A 21,406-nucleotide genomic window follows, 5' to 3' on the forward strand; every position below is an offset into this window, starting at 1 on the left:
GGCCGGTCGAGCAGCGCGGCATCCAGCATGGAGAGCGCGTCGCTGAGCCCTTCACGGGCGCAGAGCCCGCGGCCATGGGGCCACGGGCCGATCGGCAGCCGCACGGTCCGCCCGGCGTCCGGGATCTCCACGTTGCGCCGGACGCGCACTGGGCGGCGTCTCGCGCCCTGGCGGGCACTCCCGCGCGGGCCTTCACCCCCGGCAAGGCCGGAGCACTGGCCCGCGTTCCGGTAGCCCTCCGCGGGCCTGTACGACGGTCACCGTTCGCCGGAAATCATGACTCGGGATCGTGCGCGAGTACCGACCGGCCGCCGTCGACGGGTACGGTCGCGCCGGTGATGAAACCGGCCTCGGCCGAGAGCAGGTAGACGATCGCGGCCGCGACCTCCGCGGAGCGCGCCACCCGGCCCAGCGGGTGCAACAGCGCCATCTCCCGCTGGACGCGGACGGCCGCCGCGGACCCCTGGGAGGCGAGGAGGCGCGCATAGCGCTCGGTGTCCACCGAACCCGGCGCCACGACGTTGACGCGGATGCCGGACGGCCCGTACTCGACCGCGAGCGCACGGGTCATCCCCTCGACGGCCGCCTTGGCCGTCACGTACGGCAGGCAGCCGGGGACCGCCCGGCGCGCCTGGTGTGAGGAGAGGTTGACGATCGCCCCCGGCGTTCGGGCCGCGAGGAAGCAGCGAATCGCGGTGGCGCAGCCGACGACGGCGGCATCGAGGTTGGCCGCGATGAGCTCCAGCACCTGTGCGGTCGTGGCCGAGTGCAGGGAGGCGTCTTCGAACACGGCGGCGTTGTTGACCCAGCCGACGAGGGTGCCCGCGGCCTGCGCGGCGTCGGCGGCTCGCTGCGCCACGGTCTCGTCGGCCGCGTCGCCGACCACACCGACCAGGCGTGCGCCGGCGAGATGGTCCTCCATCCAGGTCAGAGCCGCCGGATCGCGCTCGACGGCGACCACGACGGCGCCATCGCCGAGCAGGCGCTCGACGACCGCCCTGCCGATGCCGCGGCCCCCTCCCGTCACCACGTACGAACGGCTCATGCCCTCTCCTTTCTCGTCGATGCGCCGGCTCGCCAAGACCCTCGACATGCCGCGGTCCCGTCCTGTGCCGCCCGGACACCGGTCGCGCATTCGTTTCCTCACCATGAGACGGGACCGTCGTCAAAAATGTCAAATGCTTCTATCGAAGCACTTCGATTCTTTCGAGCGCTTGATACGATTCCTGCCGACGAGAGCACGTCTCGCGGAAGGAGTGACACATGGCGGCCAGAAGAACGACCATCTACGACGTCGCCACCGCCGCGGGCGTCAGCATCTCCACCGTCTCGCTCGCCCTCAACTCCCCGGCCCGGGTCAGTCAGGAGACCAGGCGCAAGGTCCTCCAGGCCGCGGACGCGCTCGGCTTCGTCCCCAAGCAGGACGCGATCGCCAAGGCGCGGCGAGGTGTGGGGCGCATCGGCGTCATCGCGCCGTTCACCTCCTATCCGTCGGTCGCCCGGCGCCTGAACGGCATCCTGCGGGCCGTGGGCCACCACCCCCTGGAAATCGTCCTGTTCGACCAGGAGTCGGCCGCGCAGAGCTCTTCCCCCCTGCTCGCCAGCCTGCCCATCACCGGACGCCTGGACGGGCTCATCGTCATCAGTCTCACCCTGGACGAAGCGGTGGCCGACCGCCTGACCGGCATGCGGCTGCCGACGGTGCTGATCGACGTCCGCCACCCCCGCTTCGACTCCGTGCACACCGACGACACCACCGGCGGCCGGCTGGTGGCCGAACACCTGATCAGTCGTGGTCATCGCCGGTTCGGTTTCCTCGGCGAGACGCAAAGATCCGGCCTGTACCTCTCGCCGTCACAGCAGCGACTTGCCGGCTACCGCTCGGCCCTGGCCGAAGCAGGCCACCTTCTCCTCGACGGTGACGTACGGCTGGCCGGACACGGCGTCGCACCGGCCCGCGCCGTCGCCAGGGAGCTGTTGTCGGCGCCGGATCGCCCCTCGGCCGTCTTCGCCGCCGACGACACCCTCGCGGCGGGAACGCTGAGGGCCGCCCGCGACCTCGGTCTCACCGTCCCCGATGACCTGGCGGTGGTCGGCTTCGACGACAGCGACCTGGCCGAGGCCCTGGAACTCACCACCGTGCGCCAGCCCTTGGAGGAGTCCGGCCGTGCCGCGACGGAACTTCTCATCCAGCGCCTCGGTGAGCCCGGCGCCGCCCGCGAGATGGCGCTGCGGCTGCAGCTGATCCCGCGTGACACGAGCTGACCCTGAAATCGGCCTTCAGGCGTCGCGGGCGCGCAGGTAGGCGTCCAGGTCGGCGGCGCCCTTGAGCATGGCGCGGCCCCGGGCCGACAGGCGGGCGCGCCAGTCGCGCAACGTCGACTCCAGCGGGGCGACGCCTCCGGCGGAGCGGACCTGGGCGATCAGCGGGGCGATCTGTTCCAGCAGGTAGCCGCCCCGCCGCAACTGGTGGACCAGCCGGACGTCGCGCACGTCGGCCGGACTGTAGATCCGGTAGCCCGTCTGTGGGTCGCGGCGCGGCCTGACCAGGCCGGCGTTCTCCCATTTGCGCAAGGTGGCGGGGCGGATGCCGAGCCTCCTGGCCAGGGGGCCGATGAAGGTGTCGCCGTGCTCCGGCGGCACGGGCGCCAGGTCACCGAGCGCGGCCTCGACGGCCTGCAGGGTGCGGCGGTCCTCCAGGAGCTGGCCGTGGCTGTCGTCGATGAACCGCAGCGCCTCCTCGGTGGCACCCCGGCCGGCCGCCTGCATGATCGATGTGGCCCGCTGGTGGCCGTGCCCGGGCACCAGGGCGAGGAACGCGCGCAGGGCCTGGGCGTGCAACGGCGTGTAGGTGCGATAGCCGTGGGCGGTGCGGTCGGCGGCGGGCAGGATGCCGGCCTCCTCGTAGTTTCTGATCGCCTGGGTGGACAGACCGTGCTCGCGCGCCAGGTCCACCGGCCTCATGAATACACCATCGTTTGAAGGTCCATCGCGACAACAGCGGGTAATTCCCGCAAAAGTTTACACCGAGTGTTCAACGATACCGTTTAAGGCATGGATATCAAGGACACGGCCCGGCCGCTCGACGGCGCGGGCGTCTCGGCGTTCCTGCGCTCGCTCGCCGCCCAGCCCTCGCTGCTCGGTCTGGGCGAGGCCAGGCACTTCGTGGGGGAGCTGGGTGAGCTGCGCAACGAGATCTTCCGGCATCTGGCCGAGCACGAGGGATATCGGTCGTTCGCCATCGAGAGCGACTGCCTTAAGGGCCTTGTGGTGGACGAGTACGTCACCGCGGGCGCGGGCACGCTCGACGACGTCATGGAACGCGGCTTCAGCCACAACTTCGGCGCCTTCGCGGCCAACCGCGAACTCGTGCGCTGGATGCGCGCCCACAACGAGCAGCACGAGGAGAAGCTTCGGTTCTTCGGCTTCGACGGCCCGCTGGAGTACTGGGCCGAAAGCCCGCGCCAGGCGCTCACCGCCCTGCACGCCCTCCTGGAGGGCCCGCTGCCCTGCACCGTGGAAACCCTGGAGGCGCTGCTGGGCCCGGACCAGCGGTGGACGAACGAGGCCACGGTGATGGATCCGTCCCAGTCGATCGGCCAGTCCGCCGACGCCCGGCGGCTGCGGCTGATCGCCGACGACCTGGTGGCGCTGCTCGACATCCAGGCACCCGGGCTGAGCCGGCCTGACAGGGAGCGGGCGGCGCTGTACGGGCGCACCGCCGTCGGCCTGCTGCGCTACCACCACTGGATGGCCGACACCTCCCCGGCCCGGATGGCCAGGCTGTCGGGTCTGCGGGACGCGATGATGGCCGCCAACCTTCGCGCCGTCGCCGAGAGCGGTCCGGCCCTGGTCTTCGCCCACAACCTTCACCTGCATCGCGACAAGAGCCTCATGTCGCTCGGTGACCGGCAACTGGAGTGGTGGAGCGCGGGAGCGATCACCGAGGCGCACCTGGGCGACCGGTACGCCTTCCTGGCCTCGGCCTTCGGCACGTTCGGCGACGACACCCCGCCTCCGGACACCGTCGAGGGCCTGTTGTCCGAGCTCCCGTGGGAGCACTCTCTCGTCGACGCCCGCCGCCTGGCCGAGACCCTCACGAAGCCCGTCCCGCGCGTCTCCCACGACTTCGCCTATTTCCCGCTGGACCCGGCCCGGCTCGGCAGGGCCGACGGCGTCGTCTTCCTCAAGCAGACCGTCACGCCGGACGACAGGGAGTGGAAGCGCTGACCCGGCCGCGCCCGATACGCACCCTCCGTGCCCGGATGCGGTTCACGCCGCCGTCACCGGCCACTGTCGTGGATACGGCGGGAGGGCTCGGTGACCTCGGTGACCTCGGTGACTTTGACGACTGACGCGCCACCGGGGCAGGCCCGGCCGCCCCTTGCCTCACGCGAGGCAAAGGGCCACGCCCGGTGGCGACATTTTTGCGTGTCACGTATATTTGCGTGGCACGCAACTAGTGCTAGTGTGGCGGTATGACGGGGCTGCGAGAGCGCAAGAAGGCCGAGACGCGGGCGGCGCTCGGCTGGGCCGCGATCCACCTCACCGTGGAGCGCGGTTACGACAACGTCCGCGTCGAGGACATCGCCGAGGCGGCCGGTGTCTCCCCGCGCACCTTCAACAACTACTTCTCCAGCAAGGCCGAGGCGATCGCCTCCCGCCACCTCGACCGCAGCCTGCGCACCGCCGCCGCGCTGCGTGAACGCCCCGCCGACGAGCCGCTGTGGGCCGCGCTCACCGGGGCCGCGCTGGAGCAGTTCACGCCCGGCCCCGAGGTCGAGGCGACACCCTCCCCCGCACACACCCAGTGGGTGACCGGCGTACGCACCATGCTCGCCGAGCCCGCGCTGCAGGGCGAGCGACTGCGCGCGGTCGCGATCGCCGAGGCCGAGCTGGCCGCCGCGGTCGCCGAGCGCACCGGCACCGACCTCGCCACCGACATGTATCCAAGGCTCGTCGCGGCCGCGGCCAGCGCCGCCGTCGCCGTCGCCATGCGGCACTATCTCGACAGCGCCGACCCGCCCACCTCGATCGAGCGCCTCATCACCGACGCCTTCACCCAGGTCGCCGCCGGCCTCCCGGCGCCGCCCCGCTAAAGCTCTCACTCCTCGCCCAAGACACCGCCTCACCCACCTCTGCAGCCGCGTCACACCCCGCGGCGGTCCGGCCGCGTGCCGCGCCCGCCGTGGCGATGACGCACGCCCAGCGAAGGAAAACGATCATGATCGATGTCCTCATCGCCGGAGCCGGGCCCAACGGCCTCATGCTCGCCTGCGAACTGGCCCTCGCCGGCGTCCACCCCGTCGTCCTCGAACGCCACGCCGCGCCCACCGGCGAGTCCCGCGCCAACGGCCTGGTCGGGCAGGTCGTCCGCCTGCTCGACCGGCGCGGCCTCTACACGCGGCTCAGCGGCGAGAGCACTCCGCCCTCCCCCCAGCCGGCCTTCACCTTCGGCGCGTTCCCGCTGGACCTCACGATGCTCGCGGACAACCCGCACTACGTGCTCGGTGTGCCGCAAGCCCGGCTCGAGGCCGCCCTCGCCGCCCGGGCCGCCGAGCTCGGAGTCGACCTGCGTCGCGGCCACGAGGTCGTCGACGTGTGCCGACACCCCGAAGCGGTCGAGGTCCGCCTGGCCGACGGCAGGCGGCTCACCTGCCGTTTCCTCGTCGGCGCCGACGGCGGCCGCAGCACGGTGCGCCGCCTGGCCGGCATCGGTTTCCCCGGCGTCACCAACGACCGGTCGATCTCCCGCACCGCCACCGTGACCGTCCCGGACTCCTTCCTCGACCCCGGGACCGGCGGCCTGCGGGTCCCCGGCTACGGTGTCGTCCCGCCGTTCCAGCACACCCGCACCGCGCGCGGCCTCATCGCCTGGGCCCCGTTCCCCGGCCGCCCGGCGATCCTGAGCACGCATGAGTGGCCCGACGCGCCGGCGGGCGAGGAGACCCCGATGAACCTGGCGGAGCTACGCGCCAGCGTCGCCCGGGTGCTCGGCGCAGACGTCCCCATCGGTGCGCCCGACGGGCCCGGCCTGCTGCGGCGGCTGACCGGCGGCAACACCCGTATCGCCGCCCGCTACCGCGCCGGCCGGGTGCTGCTGGTCGGTGACGCCACGCACGTGCACCCCGCGATGGGCGGCCCCGGCCTCAACCTGGGCCTGCAGGACGCCGTCAACCTGGGATGGAAGCTCGCGGCCACGGTGCGCGGCTGGGCACCGCAGGACCTGCTCGACACCTACGAGACCGAACGTCGCCCCGTCGCCGAACGGGTCGTCATGTCCACCCAGGCACAGGCGGCGCTCATCGGCCCCGGCGAGGAGATCACCGGTCTGCGGGAACTCTTCGCCGAACTGCTGCGTAAGCCCGAGGTGACCGGGCACATCGCGGCGCTGATGTCCGGCGCGGACACCCGCTACCCCGCCGACCCCGCCGATCCGCTGGCCGGCCGCTGCGCCCCCGACGTGGTCGTGCACGGTGAGCACGGCCCGAAACGCCTCGCCGAACTGACCCGCGCCGCCCGGCCGCTGCTGCTGGACTCCACGGGCGCCTACGCCGAGGTCACCGCGCCATGGCGAGACCGGGTCGACGTGGTCACCGGCCCCCTGCAGGGCACGACCGCGACCGCGTTACTCGTGCGCCCCGACTGCTTCGTCGCCTGGTCCGCCGGGGACACCGGCACGCTGCGCGCCGCGCTCACCCACCACTTCGGCCTTCCACAATGACCGGAAAGCGCCATCCATCAGGATGAACGTCACGTTTGCCGCTCTCACCGGTCCTGTTGAGCCGCCACGGCGCCACGGCCGCCTCCCAGGTGCGGTACTTTCGCCTTTACCGTCCCTGAGGAGAGCTTTTTCGACCATGGGTGCCAACCACTCGCACGGCCCGGCCGCCCCCAGCTCCCGTGGCACGGTGTGGGCGACGCTGGCCGTCATCGTCCCCCTGGCGCTGGCCACGCTGATCGCCCTGATCTGGATGTGGCCCGCGAAGCTCACCTCCAGCGGGCAGCAACCTGCCGGCCTGCAACGGGTGACCGGGACGATCACCGCCATCACCCTCACCCCGTGCCCGCAGGAGCCGCCCGCCGACGGGCAACCCCCCGGCGAGCAGCGGCCGGCCGACCCCGCCACCTGCGGCGACGCCAAGGTCGAGCTGACCAGCGGGCCCGAGGCCGGTCACTTCGTCACCAGCGGCCTTCCCAGCGGGCCCGGCTCGCAGAGGTTCGCCGCGGGCGACGACGTGATCCTGGTCCACACCCCCGGCGGCGACGGTGAGCTGGACGGTGAGCTGGAGGTGCCGCCGTACCAGATCTCCGACCACGACCGCTCCTCGCCGCTGTGGCTGGCCGGTGCCGCGTTCGCCGCGGCGGTGATCGCTTTTGGCCGCTGGCGCGGGGTGATGGCGCTGATCGGGCTGGCCGTCACCTTCATACTGCTCCTGCTGTTCGTCATCCCGGCGATCCTGACCGGGCAGCAGCCGCTGCTGGTCGCCATCGTCGGCGCCGCGGCGATCATGCTCGCGGTGCTCTATCTCACCCACGGCTTCACCGTCCCCACCTCGATGGCCGTGGTCGGCACCCTGGTCAGCCTCAGCCTGACCGGCGTGCTGTCGTACGCGGCCATCGGCCTCGCCCAGCTCAACGGGATCACCGACGAGAGCTCGTTCTACCTGGACGTCAGCTACCGGATCAACACCGAGGGCCTGCTGCTGGCCAGCATCATCATCGGCTCGCTCGGTGTCCTGGACGACGTCACCGTCACCCAGGCCGCCACCGTCACCGAGCTCGCGCACGCCAACCCCGGCTACACCTTCGCCCAGCTGTACCGGGCCGCCGCCCGGGTCGGCCGCGCCCACATCGCCTCGGTGATCAACACGATCATCCTCGCCTACGCCGGAGCCTCCCTGCCGCTGCTGTTGCTGGTCAGCGTCGGCGACCAGCCCATCGGCGAGGTGGTGACCAACCCGGTCATCGCCACCGAGATCGTCCGCAGCGTGGTGGGCACCCTGGGACTCATCGCGGCCGTCCCGATCACCACGGCCCTGGCCGCGCTGGCCAGCGCCCGCAAGGCCGCCCCCGAGCACCGGCCACCCCCGGCGGCGCGCCACCGCCGCCGGACGGAGGATCCCCTCACCGGCTCGATCCCCCACCCTTAGGCGGACCCGGTCACCGCAGCCGCCCCGTGCACGCCGGCCGCCCCGAGGCGGCCGGCGTGCACGGAACGACCGGCAGGGCGGGCGGCATGGAGCCGGACGTCCCCAAAGCCACACGCGTGTCACGGACGAAGACGCCGGCGCGCTAGCGCACCCGCTCCGCCAGGAACTCCTCCCAGGTCCGCCTGCCCACATCGGCCCCGTCCAGCGACAGGTTCTCCCCGGCCCGGTAGGCCTTGCCGGCCTTTCCCGGCATCCGCACCGGCATCATCATCCGGCGCTTGCCGCGCGCCCGCAGGTAGCCGCCGACCAGTTCCCCCATCCCGTACACCGTGGGGCCCGCGAGGTCGGGGACCAGGCCGGCCGGCCGCCCCAGCGTCAGCTGCACCAGCCGGGCCGCCACCTCACGCGAGTCGACCGGCTGGAAGCGCAGCCCGCCCGGGACCGGGACCACCGGCATCCTGCCCATCTTCTCCACGATCTTCAAGACGAGGTCGTGGAACTGGGCCGCGCGCAGCATCGTCCACGGAATACCGGAGTCCGTCACCGCCCGCTCCGCCTCCAGCTGGGTCTTGAACCAGCTCAGCGGCATCGTGTTCGCCCCGATCACCGAGATGTACACGATGTGCCGCACACCGGCCTTCGAGACGGCGCCCACCAGGTTCCACGTCGCCTTGTCGTCGCCCTTGCTGCCGCCCGCCAGATGCAGGACGGTCTCGACGCCCTTCACCGCGGGCTCGATCCCCTCGCCCTTGAGCAGGTCGGCGGAGAAGTGCTCGACGCCGTCGCCGGGCCCGTGATCACGGCGGCTCAGGGTCCGTACCTCGCGACCGGCCTCCCGTAAAAGGGGGACGACGTGGCCGCCGAGCGTGCCCGTGCCTCCGGTGACCAGGATGGGTGCCGTCATGGCTTCTCCAGTGTTCGTTCGGCCGGGAGTCGACCTCCCGGTACTTTCGGTTGGTGTTTTTCGGATTCACTGCTATGACCCCCGGCGGCGAAGGAATGTGACACGGTGGACGAACGCGAATGGCTGGCAGGGCGTTTCGAGGAGCATCGGCCTCGTCTGCGGTCGGTGGGCTACCGGATGCTCGGCTCGCTCAGCGAGGCCGACGACGCCGTGCAGGAGGCCTGGCTGCGCGTCAGCCGCGCGGGAGCCGGCGACGTGGACAACCTCGGCGGGTGGCTGACCACGGTGGTGGCGAGGGTGTGCCTGAACATGCTGCGTGCGCGCGAGCATCGGCGTGAGGACCCCATCGACGCGCAGGTGACCGGCACGCTCATCGGCCGGCAGGAGGCCGGGACCGACCCCGAACGGGAGGTGCTGATGGCCGACTCGGTCGGGGTGGCGCTGCTGGTGGTGCTCGACACGCTGGCACCGGCCGAACGCCTCGCCTTCGTGCTGCACGACATGTTCGCCGTGCCGTTCGAGGAGATCGCCCCGATGCTCGAGCGGTCGCCAGCCGCGACCAGGCAGCTCGCGAGCCGCGCCCGCCGCCGGGTCAAAGGGGCACCCGCGGCCCCCGACGCCGACCTGACCCGCCGGCGCCTTGTCGTCGACGCCTTTCTGGCCGCCACACGCGCAGGGGACTTCGAGGCACTGGTCGCCCTGCTCCATCCCGACGTGGTGCTCCGGGCCGACGCAGCGGTCATCCCCACCCCCGAGCCCTTCGTGGTCCGCGGCTCCCGTTCCGTGGCCGAGGGCGCGATGGCCGCGATGGAACGGGCCTGGTTCACCGGACCCGCCCTGCTCGACGGGGCGATCGGGCTCGCGATGGCCCCCTACGGTCACCTGCGCCTGGTGCTCGGCTTCACGATCACCGAGGACGGGATCACCGAGATCGACGTGATCGCGGAGCCGGACCGCCTTCGCCGGATCGACCTCGCCGTACCCGGGCCCGACTCCTGACCTTCGCCGGCCTGCGCGGCGGACACGGCGGCGGACACGGCCGGGGTGCGGGGGATCCCCCGCACCCCGGCCGGACAGGGCGGGCGATCAGGGTGTTGACAGGATGACGAGCCGCTGGGTCGCCCGGGTCATCGCGACATAGCGGTCGACCGCTCCTTCGACACCCGTGCCGAACGTCTCCGGATCGACGAGGACGACCAGGTCGAACTCCAGCCCCTTGGACAACTCCGGGGTCAGCGACCGAACCCGAGAGGTCGCCTGGAACGTGGGGTCACCGATGACACAGGCGATGCCCTCGGCATGCTCGGTGAGCCAGGTCTCAAGGACCGGGCCCAGCTCCGAGACCAATCCGTGGACGACGGGGACGGCACCGCCGCGGATGGAGGTCGGCACGTTGGCGTCCGGGAGCACGGCCCGGATGACCGGCTCGGCCTCCGCCATGATCTCCTTCGGCGTCCGGTAGTTGATGCTCAGGGAGGCCAGGGTGATCCGGTCGAGCCCGACACGCTCAAGCCGTTCGCTCCACGACTCGGTGAACCCGCCCCTGGACTGGGCACGGTCCCCGACGATGGTGAAGCTCCGCGACGGGCAGCGCAGCAGCAACATCTGCCACTGCGCGTCGGTGAGTTCCTGGGCCTCGTCCACGACGATGTGCGCGAACGGGCCGGCGAGCAGATCCGGTTCGAAGGTGGGCAGCTCGGACTCGTCGATCAGATTTCGCTGCAGGTCCGCGCGGCGCAACTGCGTCACGAGCCCTTCACCGTCGTCGTCGGCCTCGATCAGGTTGTCGACGACCTGGGCCATCCGCTCGCGCTGGGCGGCGAGAGCGGCTTCCTGCCGGCGCCTGCGTCGTGACGTCTCCGGGTCGCCGAGGCGTTGCCGCGCCGCGTCCAGGAACGGCAGGTCCGACACCGTCCAGGCATGGGCGTCGGCGCGCTGCAGTCGCCGGACGTCCTCAGGGTCGAGCCAGGGAGCGCACATCCGCAGGTAGGCCGGCACCGACCACAGGTCTCCGACGAGGTCGGCCGCCTCCAGCAGCGGCCACGCGCGGTTGAAGGTGGTGAGCAGTTCCTCGTCTCGCAGCAGCGATCTGCGCAGCAGGTCGGCCGAGATCTCGTCGTCGTGCTTGTCGATCAGGATCCTGAGCAGTTCCTCCCAGATCTGATCGCGTGCCTCGTTGTGCGAGGTACCGGGTTCGGCCGCCCCGAACGCCTCGGCCCAGTCGTCGGGGCCCAGCCAGATGTCGGACCAGTGGGTCGTGACCGTCATCCCCTTGGCGGGCGGGTTCTCGTAGAACCTGACGGCCGGCTCGATCGCCTTCAGCAGGTCCGCCGACGCCTTCAGGCGGGCCACCCGCGGGTCGGTCTCGACCGTCGCGCCGGCTCCCTCGGCGACGAGGTCTCGCAGGGTGCAGGTGCGCACGCCCTCCTCTCCGAGGCTGGGCAGGACGTCGGCGACGTAGGCCAGATAGGGCTGGTGCGGGCCGACGAACAGTACGCCGCCCCGGTGGTGGCCGAGACGGGGATCGGAGTAGAGCAGGTAGGCGGAGCGGTGCAGGGCGACGACGGTCTTGCCCGTCCCCGGACCGCCGTCGACGACGAGAGCCCCGCGAGATCCCGCGCGGATGATGGCGTCCTGGTCGGCCTGGATGGTGCCGAGCACGTCTCGCATCCGGGCCGATCGGTCACCGCCCAGGCTGGCGATGAAGGCGGACTGGTCGTCAAGGGCCGCGTGGTGTCCTTCGAATCCCTCCGGGGTGAACACCTCGTCCCAGTAGTCGCTGATCCGGCCGCGACTCCAGCGGTACCTGCGGCGGCTCGCCAGCCCCATCGGGTTGGCGTGGGTCGCTCCGAAGAACGGCTCGGCCGCCGGAGAGCGCCAGTCGAGCAGCAGGCGGCGGCCCGCGCTGTCGGTGAGGCCGAGCCGTCCGATGTACACGGGCTCGGAATCGTCCGCGCCGACCATGTGCCCAAGACACAAATCCAGGCCGAAGCGACGCAGCGTGCGCAGGCGAGCCGACAGCCGGTGGATCTCCAGGTCCCGGTCCAGCGCCTGCCGGCCTTTGCCGCCGGGCGCCCTGCGTTCGGCGTCGAGGCGGCCGGACAGGTCGGCGATCGTGTGCTCAAGGCTTTGCGCGATGGCCACGAAGTGCCGTTCGTCGCCGGCGATCAGCGCCGGGTCGGCCTTGGCGGCGAGATGGGCGGGAAGGTCGAACGCGCTGCTGGTCAGCGGATTCGTCACCGGGTTCACGTCCTCGGCTCCGATCCGAGGTGGACAAGGGGCCTTCCCGGCCCCCTCATACGTCGGCGGCAACACACTCACTTCGCATCCCCCGTTTCCGCGACTTCCGGCTTCGGCCGACGATTCTGCGGCATGACCCGGGTCTTGTGGCAAGCCCCCCGGTGCGCTATACGTTGAGAGTGGAAAGGTGTGGATACTTCCCTTTCCCCGTCGTTGGCCGTGGACGGACGAGACCCTCGCGAAGCGGTGCTCCGCCTCCCCCTTCAGCGTCGTCCCCGCCGGAATCACCCAGGTTGGCGAGATAGAGGGTTTCCCGGACGCTTCCTCGGAGGCGGCGCCCCGGTGCCCAGGCCGAAAGTTCGGCACGCGCATCCGCTCGGACCGCCCGCTCGGCGTGCGCCGCCTTCTCGGCCGGCCACACCGCCGGCTTCGTCGTATCCGCCGTCGTACGGAGGCGAAAGCCCAGATGCTGTGGAGCCGCTGATCGCCCGTCGCGCCGAGCCGTCGGCGATGCCCTCCCGGTTCGGGCGGCACTAACCTGGGGGCACTTTTTCGCGTTGGGTTTCGTGTCGGGTGAGGAGCCATCTGATGTCGCCGGTTCTGGAGAGTACGGCTCGCGCGCTGTTGCGCAGGATCGCGGTCGAGCAGTCCCAGGGACGCCTGCCCTCGCTGACCGCCGCCGTGGTGCGTGACGGGGAGCTCGCCTGGTTCGGCGCGCGCGGCCGGGTGGATGGGGCCGCCCCCACCCCGGGCACCCAGTACCGCATCGGCTCGATCACCAAGAGCCTGGTCGCCGTCGTGGTGATGCGCCTGCGCGACGAGGGGAAGGTCGGCCTGCTCGACCCGGTCACCAAGCACCTTCCCGACCTGCGGGTCGGTGAGATGACCGTCGCCCAGCTGCTGTCGCACACCTCGGGGCTGAGCGCCGAGTCCCCCGGCCAGTGGTGGGAGCGGACCGAGGGCGTGCCGGCCGCCGACCTCGTCGCCGCGCTCGGGCCCGAGGCGGCCAGGCACCGGCCGGGACGCCGCTACCACTACTCCAACGTGGGCTTCGCCCTGCTGGGCGAACTGGTGGCCCGCCACCGCGGCGTGAACTGGGCACAGGCCGTGCACGAGGAGATCCTGCTGCCCCTGGGCATGCGCGACACCACGCCCCGGCCACGCGCACCCCACGCCACCGGTTACGCCGTGCACCCCTGGGCGGACGTCCTGCTGCCGGAACCCGAACACGACGCGGTCGCCATGGCCCCGGCCGGGCAGCTGTGGTCCACCCCCGCCGACCTCGCCCGGTGGGCGGCGTTCGTCGCCGGGGACACCGGGGACGTGCTCGCCCCGGACACCGTGGCGGAGATGCGCGAGCCGGCGATCGTCGACGACGGCGACGCCTGGACGGGCGGATACGGCCTGGGCCTGCAGCTGGCCCGGGCGGGCGGCCGCCGCCTGGCCGGTCACACCGGCTCCATGCCCGGCTTTTTGGCCACGGTGTGGGCCGACCCCGCCGACAAGGTCGGCGTGCTGTTCACCGCCAACTCCACCGCGGGCGTCGGACGCACCCTGCTGAGCGACCTGCTGGCCATCCTCGACCAGCACGAGCCGCGCCTGCCCGACGAATGGCAGCCCGTCGCCGACACCGCGGGTCTGCTGGAGCTCACCGGCCCGTGGTACTGGGGGCCCAGCGCGTACGCGCTGCGGCTGTTGCCCGAGCGCGGCCTCTCCCTCAACCCGATCGGCGGCGCGGGACGGGCCTCGCGGTTCACTGCCCAGGACGACGGGACCTGGCTCGGGCTGGACGGCTACTACGCGGGCGAGACACTCCGCGTGGTCCGCAGGCCCGACGGCTCCCTCAGCCACCTGGACCTCAACACCTTCGTCTTCACCCGTACCCCCTACGACCCGCAGGCGGAGGTGCCCGGCGGGGTGGACGAGGACGGCTGGCGCGGCTGAGCGGCGAGCGCCGTGGCCGGGACCACGACCTCGGTGTGCGCGGCCTCCACACAGCAGCCGCCCCCGGTCATCGCCGACTTCGCCTCGGGTGAGTGGACGCGGGTGAGTGGACGCGGGTGAGTGGACGCGGGTGAGTGGACGCGGGTGAGTGGACGCGGGTGAGTGGACGCGGGTGAGTGGACGCGGACGTTTCGGCGAGTGCCGAAACGTCCGGCGTCTAACCTTCTGAAGATCACCGAGTCCCGCGCCTTCTCCTTCGCCCACCGACCGAGAGGGGAGGCGCCCACTCAAGGAGAACCGATGACGTCCGACCCGCTGGTCGTGAGCCGTCCCGCCGAGATACGGGCCGTGCTGGCCGACCCCCGTTTCACCGTCGACCCCGTACCGCGCCCGCCGTTCGCGTTGACCGTGGCGTGGCTGCGCGGAGCGGTCGGCCGCTTCACCGAGGGGTCCATGCACGCCGAGCGCCGGGCCGCGGGGGTGGCGGTACTGGCCGGGCTGGACCCGGGCGCGTTGCGCGCCGAGGCGTTCCGGCTGGCCTCGCGGGACATCGCCCCTGCCCCCTGTCCCCCGGAACAGATTCCGGTGCTGGTCCTCGCCATCGCGCTGGGCGTACGCGCCGAGGACGGGCCGAGTGCCGTGCGGGCCGTCGCGGCGATCGCCCCGGCCTACCTGCCCGGCGTCGGGGCCGGGCCTGGCGAGGAGGAGAGCAGGGACGTGGCCGACAAAGGGCTGGTGGAGCTCTCGCGCCTGCTGGGTGACCCGTCTTCTGAGCGGCTGGCCGTGCTGGCGGGACTGCTCGCCCAGGCATACGCTCCCACCGTCGCCCTGGTCCGCGGAGCCCTGGCCGCCGCAGCGACACGGTTTCCGGCGGGAGGGGGAACCACTCCCGCGAAGTCGCGCCCGGCCGAGGCGTGGTCGGTGGAGGAACTGCTGGACGAGACACTGCGCCACGATCCTCCGGTCCGGACGCTGCGCCGCAGGACGCCCGGCGACGGGAGGATCGTGGTGCTCGACGTCACGGCGGCCGGCCGGGATCCGCAGGCACTCCCTGACCGGGACCTCGCGCCTGCGGAAGGCGAAGCGGAGTACCTGACGTTCGGGGCGGGGCCGCGTGCCTGCCCGGGCAGGCACGTCGCGCTGGCCCTGGCGGCCGGGACGATCGAGGCGGCGGCCCGATGACGTTCGCGCGCTTCAGGGCGCTGCACCACGCGGACGAGCCGCTGCTGCTTCCCTGCGCGTGGGACCACGCCTCCGCGGCGGCCCTGGCACAGGCGGGGTTCGCCGCGATCGGGACGACGAGCCTGGGGGTGGCCGCCGCGGCGGGCAAGCCTGACGCCGGGCGGGCGACGCGGGAGGAGACACTGCGGCTGGCACGGACGATAACGAGACTGGGCATCCCGGTGACGGTGGACATCGAGGCGGGCTTCGCCGAGGCGCCCGAGCGGGTCGCCGACCTGGTGGCGGAGCTGGCCGGACTGGGAGTGGCGGGGATCAACCTCGAAGACGGGCGCGGTGACCGCCTGGCCGGCCTTTCGGCGCAGGCCGAACTGGTCGCGGTGGTCAAGAGCCGGGTTCCCGAGGTGTTCCTCAACGCCCGTACCGACGCGTTCTGGCTGAACCTGCCCGATGCCCTGGCTCTGGCGCTGGAAAGGACCCGCGCCTACCGCGAGGCGGGGGCCGACGGGGTCTTCGTACCGGGCGCGAGCGCCGGGCGGGACATCGAGGCGCTGGTGGCCGGGGCCGGGGTACCGCTGAACGTGCTCGTCTCCCCCGGCGTGCCGATGCGACGGCTCGCCGAACTGGGGGTGGCCCGCGTCAGCTACGGGTCGCTGCTGTTTCGTGCGGCGTTGCGCACGGCCGTCACCACGGCGCTGGCGGTGGCCCGGGGCGAACCGGTCACCGGCGAGGTGCCGTCCTACGAGCAGGTCGAGGCGCTGCACCGGTACGGCCCGCGCACCGGCGACGGCACGCGCGCGACGAGCGATCGTGAAGGTCAGGAGTCGCGTGGGACCACCAGGCCCGATTCGTAGGCGAGGACCACGAGTTGGGCGCGGTCGCGGGCATGAAGCTTGGTCATGGCCCGGTTGATGTGGGTTTTCGCGGTCAACGAGCTGATCACCATGCGGTCGGCGATCTCGTCGTTGGACAGACCCCGCGCGACCAGGGCGACGGCCTCGCGTTCACGGTTGGTGAGCTCTTTCAGACCGGTGCCGGCGCCGGGCCGGGGCGGCTGGGCGATGTACCGGTCGATGAGCCTGCGGGTGATCGAGGGGGCGAGCAGCGCGTCGCCCCGGGCGGCGACGCGCACCGCGTGCAGGAAGTCCTCGGGCACGATGTCCTTGACGAGGAATCCGGCCGCGCCGGCGCGCAGCGCGTTGAAGACGTGTTCGTCCAGGCCGTAGTTGGTCAGGATGACGACATGCACCCCGGCCAGGGCCGGGTCCGCGGCGATGAGCCGGGTCGCCTCGATGCCGTCGACGACCGGCATCTGGATGTCGACGAGAGCGACGTCGGGCAGGTGCTCCCTGGCCAGGGCGAACCCCTGCCTGCCGTCGGTGGCCTCGGCCACCACCTCGATGTCGTCCTCGAGGTCGAGGAGCGCGCGAAATCCGCTGCGGACGAGCGGCTGGTCGTCGACGAGCAGGACCCGGATCATGACGTCCGCTCCACGGGAAGTTCGGCCTGGACGGTGAACCCGCCCTCCTCGCGCGGTGCCGCCCGCAGGCGCCCGCCGAGGGCGGTGACCCGTTCGCGCATCCCGAGCAGACCGACACCGGGCACCGGGGCCGCGTCCGCCCTGGCCTTGCCGTCGTCGTCGACGCGTATCGCGAGGGTGTCGGGACGGTAGTCGATCCGGACCGACGCCGTCGCGGCGGCGGCGTGACGTGCGATGTTGGTCAACGACTCCTGAACGATCCGGTAGACGGTCCGCTCCACCGCGGCCGGCACGTCGTGTCGCCGCCCCTCGATCGTCAGCGTCGCCTCCAAACCGCCCGTCCGGGCCCGTTCCACCAGTTCGGCGACATGGTCGAGGCCGCGCGGCGGGGCCGGATCCTCCTCGCGCAGCGCCTCCAGGGTCGCCCGCAGTTCCCGGGTCGCCTCACGACCGGCCTCCCGGATCGCCAGCAGGGCCTCCGGCACCTGCTCACCACGCTTGCGGGCCACATGGACGGCGACCTCGGCCTGCACCTTGATGATCGAGATCTGGTGGGTGAGCGAATCGTGCAACTCCCGCGCGATGTGCAGCCGCTCCTCGTCGGCGCGGCGCCGCGCGGTCTCCTCCCGGGTGCGCTCGGCCTCGTCCGCCCGCCGCTCGGCCTGCCGCAGCGCCTCCCCCGCGGCGCCGGCCGCGATCAGCCAGGCCAGCTCAAGGGCACCTCGGGCCTGCGCGAACGCCTCACCCGTGTCGTGCGACCCCGCGGCCAGGGCCGCGAGCGGAAGAAGGGCCAGCATGATCACGCTCGCCGCCACCGTGAAGGCGCGCTGCCCCGCCCGCACCGCCGCGTACACCGCGAACAGGTACGCGACGGCGGGTATGTCGAAACCGGCCGCCTGGTAACCCGCCGCGCACAGCCCGGTGACGGCCAGGACGGCGCGTGGAGCACGACGGCGCGCGACCAGCACCAGGCCACCGGCCGCCAGCAGCGCGTAGCCGAGCAGCTCCAGGTGGGGGGTGGAGTGCCGCCCGGACAGCCCGGTGACCAGCAGTGTCGCCGCCACGCCGACGGCGATCACCCAGTCTGTGGCATTCGCCCGCACGCCGGACCGTCCTGTCCCCATGGGGGGACCTTAGCCGGATGTCCCCGCGGGCGACTCCTGCGCGCGGACCAGTCTTCGGCTACCGCATCCGCGGTATCTTTCGCGGCTCCTGCGGCGTTCGCGGCAACCGGGTGCGCGTCGGTGGCAGCGCGAAGTGCCCGCCCGCGCGGGACGACCGGCGACGGGTCCGGCGGACATGATCGGGCGACATCCGGTTCGCCGGAGAAGACATAGAAAAGGAGCGCCCCATGTCCGTCCGTCACCTGCTCGCCGCCGCGACCGCCCCGATCGCGGTCCTCGCACTCGCCGCACCGGCGGCCGCGCACGCCTCGGCCCAACTGGACCCCGTCGGGGCCTACACCATGACCGCCGGGCGTCTGTGGTCCCTGATCGCCGTGCTGCTGGGGGTGGCCGGAGTGGTCGTCGGCGGGCTCGCCCTGGCACGCTCCGCAGGGCGTATCGGCTCCGGCTCCGGGAGAAGGGGGGCCGTCGTGGCTCTGATGGCGGGGGCGGTCGGCGCGGTCGTCGGCGGGCTGGTCGTGGCCGCCGCGGACGGTGGTCCCGGCACCGGTTACGGAATAGTCGGGGGCTTCATGGCCCTGGCGGTGGGGCTGATCGCCATGGCACTCGGCGGGCTGGCCCTGGCCCGCTCCCGCCGCGCCGTCTGACGTCGATACGGCGGTGACGTTCGCCCGCGGCCCATCAGGCGGAGTTGGTCGCGCGCCTGCGGGAGTTGGGTGCGACGCCCGCGGACGTGGGCCGGGGCGACGTCTCGTGGATCGTCCTCACCGGCCCGGCGGGCGACGAGTTCTGCGTCATCACCCCGGGCTGACGCGAAGCCGTGGACACCGGCGACGGCTACCGGCCCCCTGGACGGCCTTCGTCGGAGAGGGGCCGGTAGCACCGGCGAAGTCTCGGCCGGAAAACCGTTTGAGTCTTCTTTCCGCGTTCCCGTAGGTTGCCTCCCAGCCCCGCCGTAGTGAGGACAGAGGACAAAACCGCGTGACCCCGCCTGCTTTCCAGATCTGACACCTTTTTTCGCTCACCTGTAGCCGACGTTCCCGTCGGTCCTGCCGGGCTGCCCGTGCGCGCCCGGTCCTACAGCGTTTGAGGTCGCGCGCAATCGGCCTCGTGTCAGGTCTAGAGAGATCATGTCTTCACAACCTCATATCGTGCTGCCCTGGGTCGTTCGCCGGACCAGGCTTCCTCTGCTGTCGCTGCGGTGCGTGGACTGCCGGTCGGGGTCGGCCACCCCCGGCGAGGGCAGGTTCCGCGTCAACGCCAACGGCAAGCTGCTGGACGTGTGGCTGCTGGTGCGTTGCGTGTCCTGCGATCGGACGAGCAAGCTCACCGTGCACGAGCGAGCGCCGGTCAGATCCTTCGATCCGGCCGAACTTCACGGCTACCGCGTCAACGATCCGGAACTGGTGGCGTCCAGGCTGCTGGATCCGCTGCTCGCCAGGCGCAACCGCTTCGTCCTGGACTGGACAGGGGCCTGGCGGCTGGACATCCGGTCGGCATGGTCCGACGAGGCGTGGCCGGTGCGGGTGGAGGTCGTCTTCGAGGATCCGGTGCCGGTGCGTCCGGAACGGCTCCTCGCCCAGGGGCTGGGCCTCAGCAGGAACGAGGTGCTGCGCCGGATCAAGTGCGACATTCCGCTGCGCCGTACGACGAGCACCGGATTCACCTTCACCGTGATGGCCGGGGACTAGCGGGAAGGGAGCCGCGGCGAGCCTCCCGCTCGCCGCGGCTCCCTTCCCGCAACCATGCCGACCCTGATGGAGTTGACGAGCGAGGACGCCACCGAATTGGGCGGGACGGCCGCCGTGGTGCGAGGGATCAGGTGTCGCCGTTGTCTCCGCGCAGAGCCGCCGCGAAGCGCCGACCCGGCGCCGGGTCGACCCCGAAGCGCTCGGCGTAGCGTTCGTGATTCTCCTCCCACCCCTCGTGCGCGTCCTCCTCTGAGAGGTCCTTGCCGGCGAGATGAGGCTCAAGCCGCGAAAGGTAGGCGTCCCAGCCGGTGGCGGTCTGCGCTGAGGTGTTGCGATCGTCGAAGATGTGGGTGAAGACCAGGCGGCAGCCGTCTCCGTGGGCGGTCAGATCGAAGCTGTACGCCTGGCCGGCATAGGTCCAGGCCAGGCGGTGGGGTGGATCGACCTCCGTCACCTCGCCGGTCACACCGGCGGCTTCGAAGGTCTCTCCCGTCGCCGGTGTCCAGTCCGCGGCCGCGGGAAACCAGCGCTCGAGCTCCGCGGGCACGCTGACGGCTCGCCACACGCGCTCGACCGGATAGGCGAGCGTGCGCTCGAAGCGCAGCGCCGGGCGGCCGTCGATGGTTTCCAGGGTTCCGTCGATCATGGGTTCTCCTCCAGGTGTCGTTCCAGGGTGTCGAGGTGTCTGGACCAGAACACGCGATAGGGCTCCAGCCACTGGTCGACCTCGGCGAGGGGATCCGGGCGCAACGCGTACACGCGCTGCTTGCCGTTTTTGCGCACGACGACGAGTCCGGCCTCGCGCAACACCTTGAGGTGCTTCGACACGCCGGGTTGGCTGAGGTCTAGGCGTTTCACCAGTTCCCCGGCGGGCCGCTCGCCGTCACGCAACAGGTCGAGAATCTGTCTGCGGTGCGGCTCGGCCAGGGCTGCGTAGGCGCTCATGCACTCATATTGCCAGATGGAAATATGATGCCGCAACGTAGAGCCGAGGGCGGGCGGCGATCCTCGTCACCCGCCCTCGGCGCCGGTCAAGCAATCATCATCGCCGCCCGCCGAACCTCCAGTCGTGGACCTCGATGTCGGCGTACCGGCCCGCGGTCAGGATGTCGCGTGCCGCGTCCGGTCCCGGCGCCTGGACCAGCAGCGCCGTACCCAGCCAGGTGGTGCCGTCGTCCGACAGCAACGGTCCATAGGCGATCAGGCCGTCCCGGCCGGGCGGCGGGACGAGGTCGGCAGCCTGCCCGGAGCCGAGGCCCACCACCAGATACCGGTCACCGCCGTCTCGGTCGCCGGGAAAATCCCACATGGTGCGCCCCAGTACGTTGCGCCATCGGCGCAGCATCACGTCCCGATACACACCGGTCTGGTAGTTGGGCTCTTCGAAGGCGAAAGCACGCGCCGTGGCGAGATCGGGCAGATCGACGATGTGCACACTGCCGGTGGCCGTCTCGCCGCCGGGACCGAGGGTCGGGCCACGCGCGATCATCGTTGCCGCGTACCCGTCCATGTAGGACCAGTGCTCTTCCACCAGTTCGTCGCGCAGGGCCGCTGAGTCAGGTCGATCGCGGTGATAACAGAAAAACTCCATGCGAGGAGTCTTATCTTGACTTTCTCCCTCTCGTGAACGACGGGGATTCCCGGTACGCCCTGAGGTTGGCGTACCGGCCTGTGATGCGCCTTCGCGCTGC

At 71.8% G+C, this 21,406-nt stretch carries 21 protein-coding genes; 12 read left to right on the forward strand and 9 right to left on the reverse strand.

The genetic code is table 11. The annotated features are described in order from the left end of the window. Positions 1–274: 274 nt before the first annotated feature. Complete coding sequence (locus ACFY3D_RS31070) at positions 275–1,045, reverse strand: SDR family NAD(P)-dependent oxidoreductase (protein ID WP_389985872.1); 771 nt, start codon at positions 1,043–1,045, stop codon at positions 275–277. Positions 1,046–1,263: 218 nt separating this feature from the next. Between ACFY3D_RS31070 and ACFY3D_RS31075 the strand changes: the two genes are divergently transcribed. Further along, positions 1,264–2,265 (forward strand): LacI family DNA-binding transcriptional regulator, encoded by a 1,002-nt coding sequence (locus ACFY3D_RS31075; RefSeq protein ID WP_389985875.1) that lies wholly within the window; start codon positions 1,264–1,266, stop codon positions 2,263–2,265. A gap of 15 nt (positions 2,266–2,280) precedes the next feature. Here the strand turns inward: ACFY3D_RS31075 and ACFY3D_RS31080 are convergent, their stop codons facing one another. Then, a complete protein-coding gene (locus ACFY3D_RS31080; RefSeq protein ID WP_389985877.1) occupies positions 2,281–2,964 on the reverse strand; it encodes a TioE family transcriptional regulator in 684 nt (227 codons plus the stop codon). Positions 2,965–3,054: 90 nt separating this feature from the next. On the opposite strand from ACFY3D_RS31080, the gene ACFY3D_RS31085 reads away from it, so the two are divergent. From ACFY3D_RS31085 to ACFY3D_RS31100, 4 genes are all read left to right on the forward strand, one after another. Next, positions 3,055–4,230, forward strand: a complete 1,176-nt coding sequence (locus ACFY3D_RS31085) for an erythromycin esterase family protein (RefSeq protein ID WP_389985880.1) — start codon at positions 3,055–3,057, stop codon at positions 4,228–4,230. A 248-nt stretch (positions 4,231–4,478) separates the two neighbouring features. Then, a complete protein-coding gene (locus ACFY3D_RS31090; protein WP_389985883.1) occupies positions 4,479–5,099 on the forward strand; it encodes a TetR/AcrR family transcriptional regulator in 621 nt (206 codons plus the stop codon). Positions 5,100–5,224: 125 nt separating this feature from the next. Further along, on the forward strand, positions 5,225–6,724 hold the full coding sequence (locus ACFY3D_RS31095; RefSeq protein ID WP_389985886.1) for an FAD-dependent monooxygenase: 1,500 nt from the start codon (positions 5,225–5,227) through the stop codon (positions 6,722–6,724). A 136-nt stretch (positions 6,725–6,860) separates the two neighbouring features. Continuing rightward, positions 6,861–8,153, forward strand: coding sequence for a YibE/F family protein (locus tag ACFY3D_RS31100; RefSeq protein ID WP_389985889.1), 1,293 nt, complete (start codon positions 6,861–6,863; stop codon positions 8,151–8,153). Positions 8,154–8,295: 142 nt separating this feature from the next. Here ACFY3D_RS31100 and ACFY3D_RS31105 read toward each other — a convergent pair whose 3' ends face one another. Continuing rightward, entirely contained in the window at positions 8,296–9,057 is a 762-nt protein-coding gene (locus ACFY3D_RS31105; RefSeq protein WP_389985892.1) for an SDR family oxidoreductase, read from the reverse strand. Between the two features lie 105 nt (positions 9,058–9,162). On the opposite strand from ACFY3D_RS31105, the gene ACFY3D_RS31110 reads away from it, so the two are divergent. Next, positions 9,163–10,056, forward strand: coding sequence for a sigma-70 family RNA polymerase sigma factor (locus ACFY3D_RS31110; protein WP_389985895.1), 894 nt, complete (start codon positions 9,163–9,165; stop codon positions 10,054–10,056). Positions 10,057–10,143: 87 nt separating this feature from the next. On the opposite strand, the gene helR is transcribed toward ACFY3D_RS31110, so the two are convergent. After that, positions 10,144–12,297 carry an RNA polymerase recycling motor ATPase HelR gene (gene helR, locus ACFY3D_RS31115; RefSeq protein ID WP_389985897.1) on the reverse strand — a complete coding sequence of 718 codons (2,154 nt, stop codon included), beginning with the start codon at positions 12,295–12,297 and terminating at the stop codon, positions 10,144–10,146. A 588-nt stretch (positions 12,298–12,885) separates the two neighbouring features. Here helR and ACFY3D_RS31120 point away from each other — a divergent pair. From ACFY3D_RS31120 to ACFY3D_RS31130, 3 genes are all read left to right on the forward strand, one after another. After that, a complete protein-coding gene (locus ACFY3D_RS31120; protein ID WP_389985900.1) occupies positions 12,886–14,241 on the forward strand; it encodes a serine hydrolase domain-containing protein in 1,356 nt (451 codons plus the stop codon). Between the two features lie 300 nt (positions 14,242–14,541). Then, positions 14,542–15,423 carry a hypothetical protein gene (locus tag ACFY3D_RS31125; RefSeq protein WP_389985903.1) on the forward strand — a complete coding sequence of 294 codons (882 nt, stop codon included), beginning with the start codon at positions 14,542–14,544 and terminating at the stop codon, positions 15,421–15,423. Next, positions 15,420–16,274: an isocitrate lyase/phosphoenolpyruvate mutase family protein gene (locus ACFY3D_RS31130; protein ID WP_389985906.1), complete on the forward strand. Its 855-nt coding sequence runs from the start codon at positions 15,420–15,422 to the stop codon at positions 16,272–16,274. The genes ACFY3D_RS31125 and ACFY3D_RS31130 overlap by 4 nt, the downstream gene beginning before the upstream one ends. Here ACFY3D_RS31130 and ACFY3D_RS31135 read toward each other — a convergent pair. Together ACFY3D_RS31135 and ACFY3D_RS31140 are read right to left on the reverse strand one after the other, a co-directional pair. Continuing rightward, positions 16,238–16,900 (reverse strand): response regulator, encoded by a 663-nt coding sequence (locus ACFY3D_RS31135; RefSeq protein WP_389985909.1) that lies wholly within the window; start codon positions 16,898–16,900, stop codon positions 16,238–16,240. The two genes, ACFY3D_RS31130 and ACFY3D_RS31135, sit on opposite strands and share 37 nt — an antisense overlap. Beyond that, positions 16,897–18,024 carry a sensor histidine kinase gene (locus tag ACFY3D_RS31140; RefSeq protein WP_389985912.1) on the reverse strand — a complete coding sequence of 376 codons (1,128 nt, stop codon included), beginning with the start codon at positions 18,022–18,024 and terminating at the stop codon, positions 16,897–16,899. The genes ACFY3D_RS31135 and ACFY3D_RS31140 overlap by 4 nt, the downstream gene beginning before the upstream one ends. Before the next feature lie 227 nt (positions 18,025–18,251). On the opposite strand from ACFY3D_RS31140, the gene ACFY3D_RS31145 reads away from it, so the two are divergent. The 3 genes from ACFY3D_RS31145 to ACFY3D_RS31155 all read left to right on the forward strand — a co-directional run bounded on the left by ACFY3D_RS31145 (position 18,252) and on the right by ACFY3D_RS31155 (position 19,715). Next, positions 18,252–18,671: a DUF6223 family protein gene (locus ACFY3D_RS31145; RefSeq protein ID WP_389985915.1), complete on the forward strand. Its 420-nt coding sequence runs from the start codon at positions 18,252–18,254 to the stop codon at positions 18,669–18,671. A gap of 44 nt (positions 18,672–18,715) precedes the next feature. Beyond that, on the forward strand, positions 18,716–18,835 hold the full coding sequence (locus ACFY3D_RS31150) for a VOC family protein (protein ID WP_389985918.1): 120 nt from the start codon (positions 18,716–18,718) through the stop codon (positions 18,833–18,835). 340 nt (positions 18,836–19,175) lie between these two features. Then, on the forward strand, positions 19,176–19,715 hold the full coding sequence (locus ACFY3D_RS31155; RefSeq protein ID WP_389985921.1) for a DUF1062 domain-containing protein: 540 nt from the start codon (positions 19,176–19,178) through the stop codon (positions 19,713–19,715). Positions 19,716–19,842: 127 nt separating this feature from the next. Here the strand turns inward: ACFY3D_RS31155 and ACFY3D_RS31160 are convergent, their stop codons facing one another. The 3 genes from ACFY3D_RS31160 to ACFY3D_RS31170 all read right to left on the reverse strand — a co-directional run bounded on the left by ACFY3D_RS31160 (position 19,843) and on the right by ACFY3D_RS31170 (position 21,306). Further along, positions 19,843–20,361, reverse strand: coding sequence for an SRPBCC domain-containing protein (locus ACFY3D_RS31160; protein WP_389985924.1), 519 nt, complete (start codon positions 20,359–20,361; stop codon positions 19,843–19,845). Continuing rightward, positions 20,358–20,660, reverse strand: coding sequence for an ArsR/SmtB family transcription factor (locus ACFY3D_RS31165; protein ID WP_389985927.1), 303 nt, complete (start codon positions 20,658–20,660; stop codon positions 20,358–20,360). Before ACFY3D_RS31165 ends, ACFY3D_RS31160 begins: the two co-directional genes overlap by 4 nt. A 97-nt stretch (positions 20,661–20,757) precedes the next feature. Further along, a complete protein-coding gene (locus ACFY3D_RS31170) occupies positions 20,758–21,306 on the reverse strand; it encodes a YciI family protein (protein WP_389985930.1) in 549 nt (182 codons plus the stop codon). Positions 21,307–21,406: the final 100 nt, after the last annotated feature.

This window comes from Streptosporangium sp. NPDC000509 (assembly GCF_042898365.1).
Taxonomy (GTDB): Bacteria; Actinomycetota; Actinomycetes; order Streptosporangiales; family Streptosporangiaceae; genus Streptosporangium.

Excerpts from the sequence above, each read along its gene's own strand:
- ACFY3D_RS31070 (WP_389985872.1), bottom strand. The coding sequence starts at position 1,045 with ATGAGCCGTTCGTACGTGGTGACGGGAGGGGGCCGCGGCATCGGCAGG.
- ACFY3D_RS31075 (WP_389985875.1), top strand. The coding sequence starts at position 1,264 with ATGGCGGCCAGAAGAACGACCATCTACGACGTCGCCACCGCCGCGGGC.
- ACFY3D_RS31080 (WP_389985877.1), bottom strand. The coding sequence starts at position 2,964 with ATGAGGCCGGTGGACCTGGCGCGCGAGCACGGTCTGTCCACCCAGGCG.
- ACFY3D_RS31085 (WP_389985880.1), top strand. The coding sequence starts at position 3,055 with ATGGATATCAAGGACACGGCCCGGCCGCTCGACGGCGCGGGCGTCTCG.
- ACFY3D_RS31090 (WP_389985883.1), top strand. The coding sequence starts at position 4,479 with ATGACGGGGCTGCGAGAGCGCAAGAAGGCCGAGACGCGGGCGGCGCTC.
- ACFY3D_RS31095 (WP_389985886.1), top strand. The coding sequence starts at position 5,225 with ATGATCGATGTCCTCATCGCCGGAGCCGGGCCCAACGGCCTCATGCTC.
- ACFY3D_RS31100 (WP_389985889.1), top strand. The coding sequence starts at position 6,861 with ATGGGTGCCAACCACTCGCACGGCCCGGCCGCCCCCAGCTCCCGTGGC.
- ACFY3D_RS31105 (WP_389985892.1), bottom strand. The coding sequence starts at position 9,057 with ATGACGGCACCCATCCTGGTCACCGGAGGCACGGGCACGCTCGGCGGC.
- ACFY3D_RS31120 (WP_389985900.1), top strand. The coding sequence starts at position 12,886 with ATGTCGCCGGTTCTGGAGAGTACGGCTCGCGCGCTGTTGCGCAGGATC.
- ACFY3D_RS31125 (WP_389985903.1), top strand. The coding sequence starts at position 14,542 with ATGACGTCCGACCCGCTGGTCGTGAGCCGTCCCGCCGAGATACGGGCC.
- ACFY3D_RS31130 (WP_389985906.1), top strand. The coding sequence starts at position 15,420 with ATGACGTTCGCGCGCTTCAGGGCGCTGCACCACGCGGACGAGCCGCTG.
- ACFY3D_RS31135 (WP_389985909.1), bottom strand. The coding sequence starts at position 16,900 with ATGATCCGGGTCCTGCTCGTCGACGACCAGCCGCTCGTCCGCAGCGGA.
- ACFY3D_RS31140 (WP_389985912.1), bottom strand. The coding sequence starts at position 18,024 with ATGGGGACAGGACGGTCCGGCGTGCGGGCGAATGCCACAGACTGGGTG.
- ACFY3D_RS31145 (WP_389985915.1), top strand. The coding sequence starts at position 18,252 with ATGTCCGTCCGTCACCTGCTCGCCGCCGCGACCGCCCCGATCGCGGTC.
- ACFY3D_RS31160 (WP_389985924.1), bottom strand. The coding sequence starts at position 20,361 with ATGATCGACGGAACCCTGGAAACCATCGACGGCCGCCCGGCGCTGCGC.
- ACFY3D_RS31165 (WP_389985927.1), bottom strand. The coding sequence starts at position 20,660 with ATGAGCGCCTACGCAGCCCTGGCCGAGCCGCACCGCAGACAGATTCTC.
- ACFY3D_RS31170 (WP_389985930.1), bottom strand. The coding sequence starts at position 21,306 with ATGGAGTTTTTCTGTTATCACCGCGATCGACCTGACTCAGCGGCCCTG.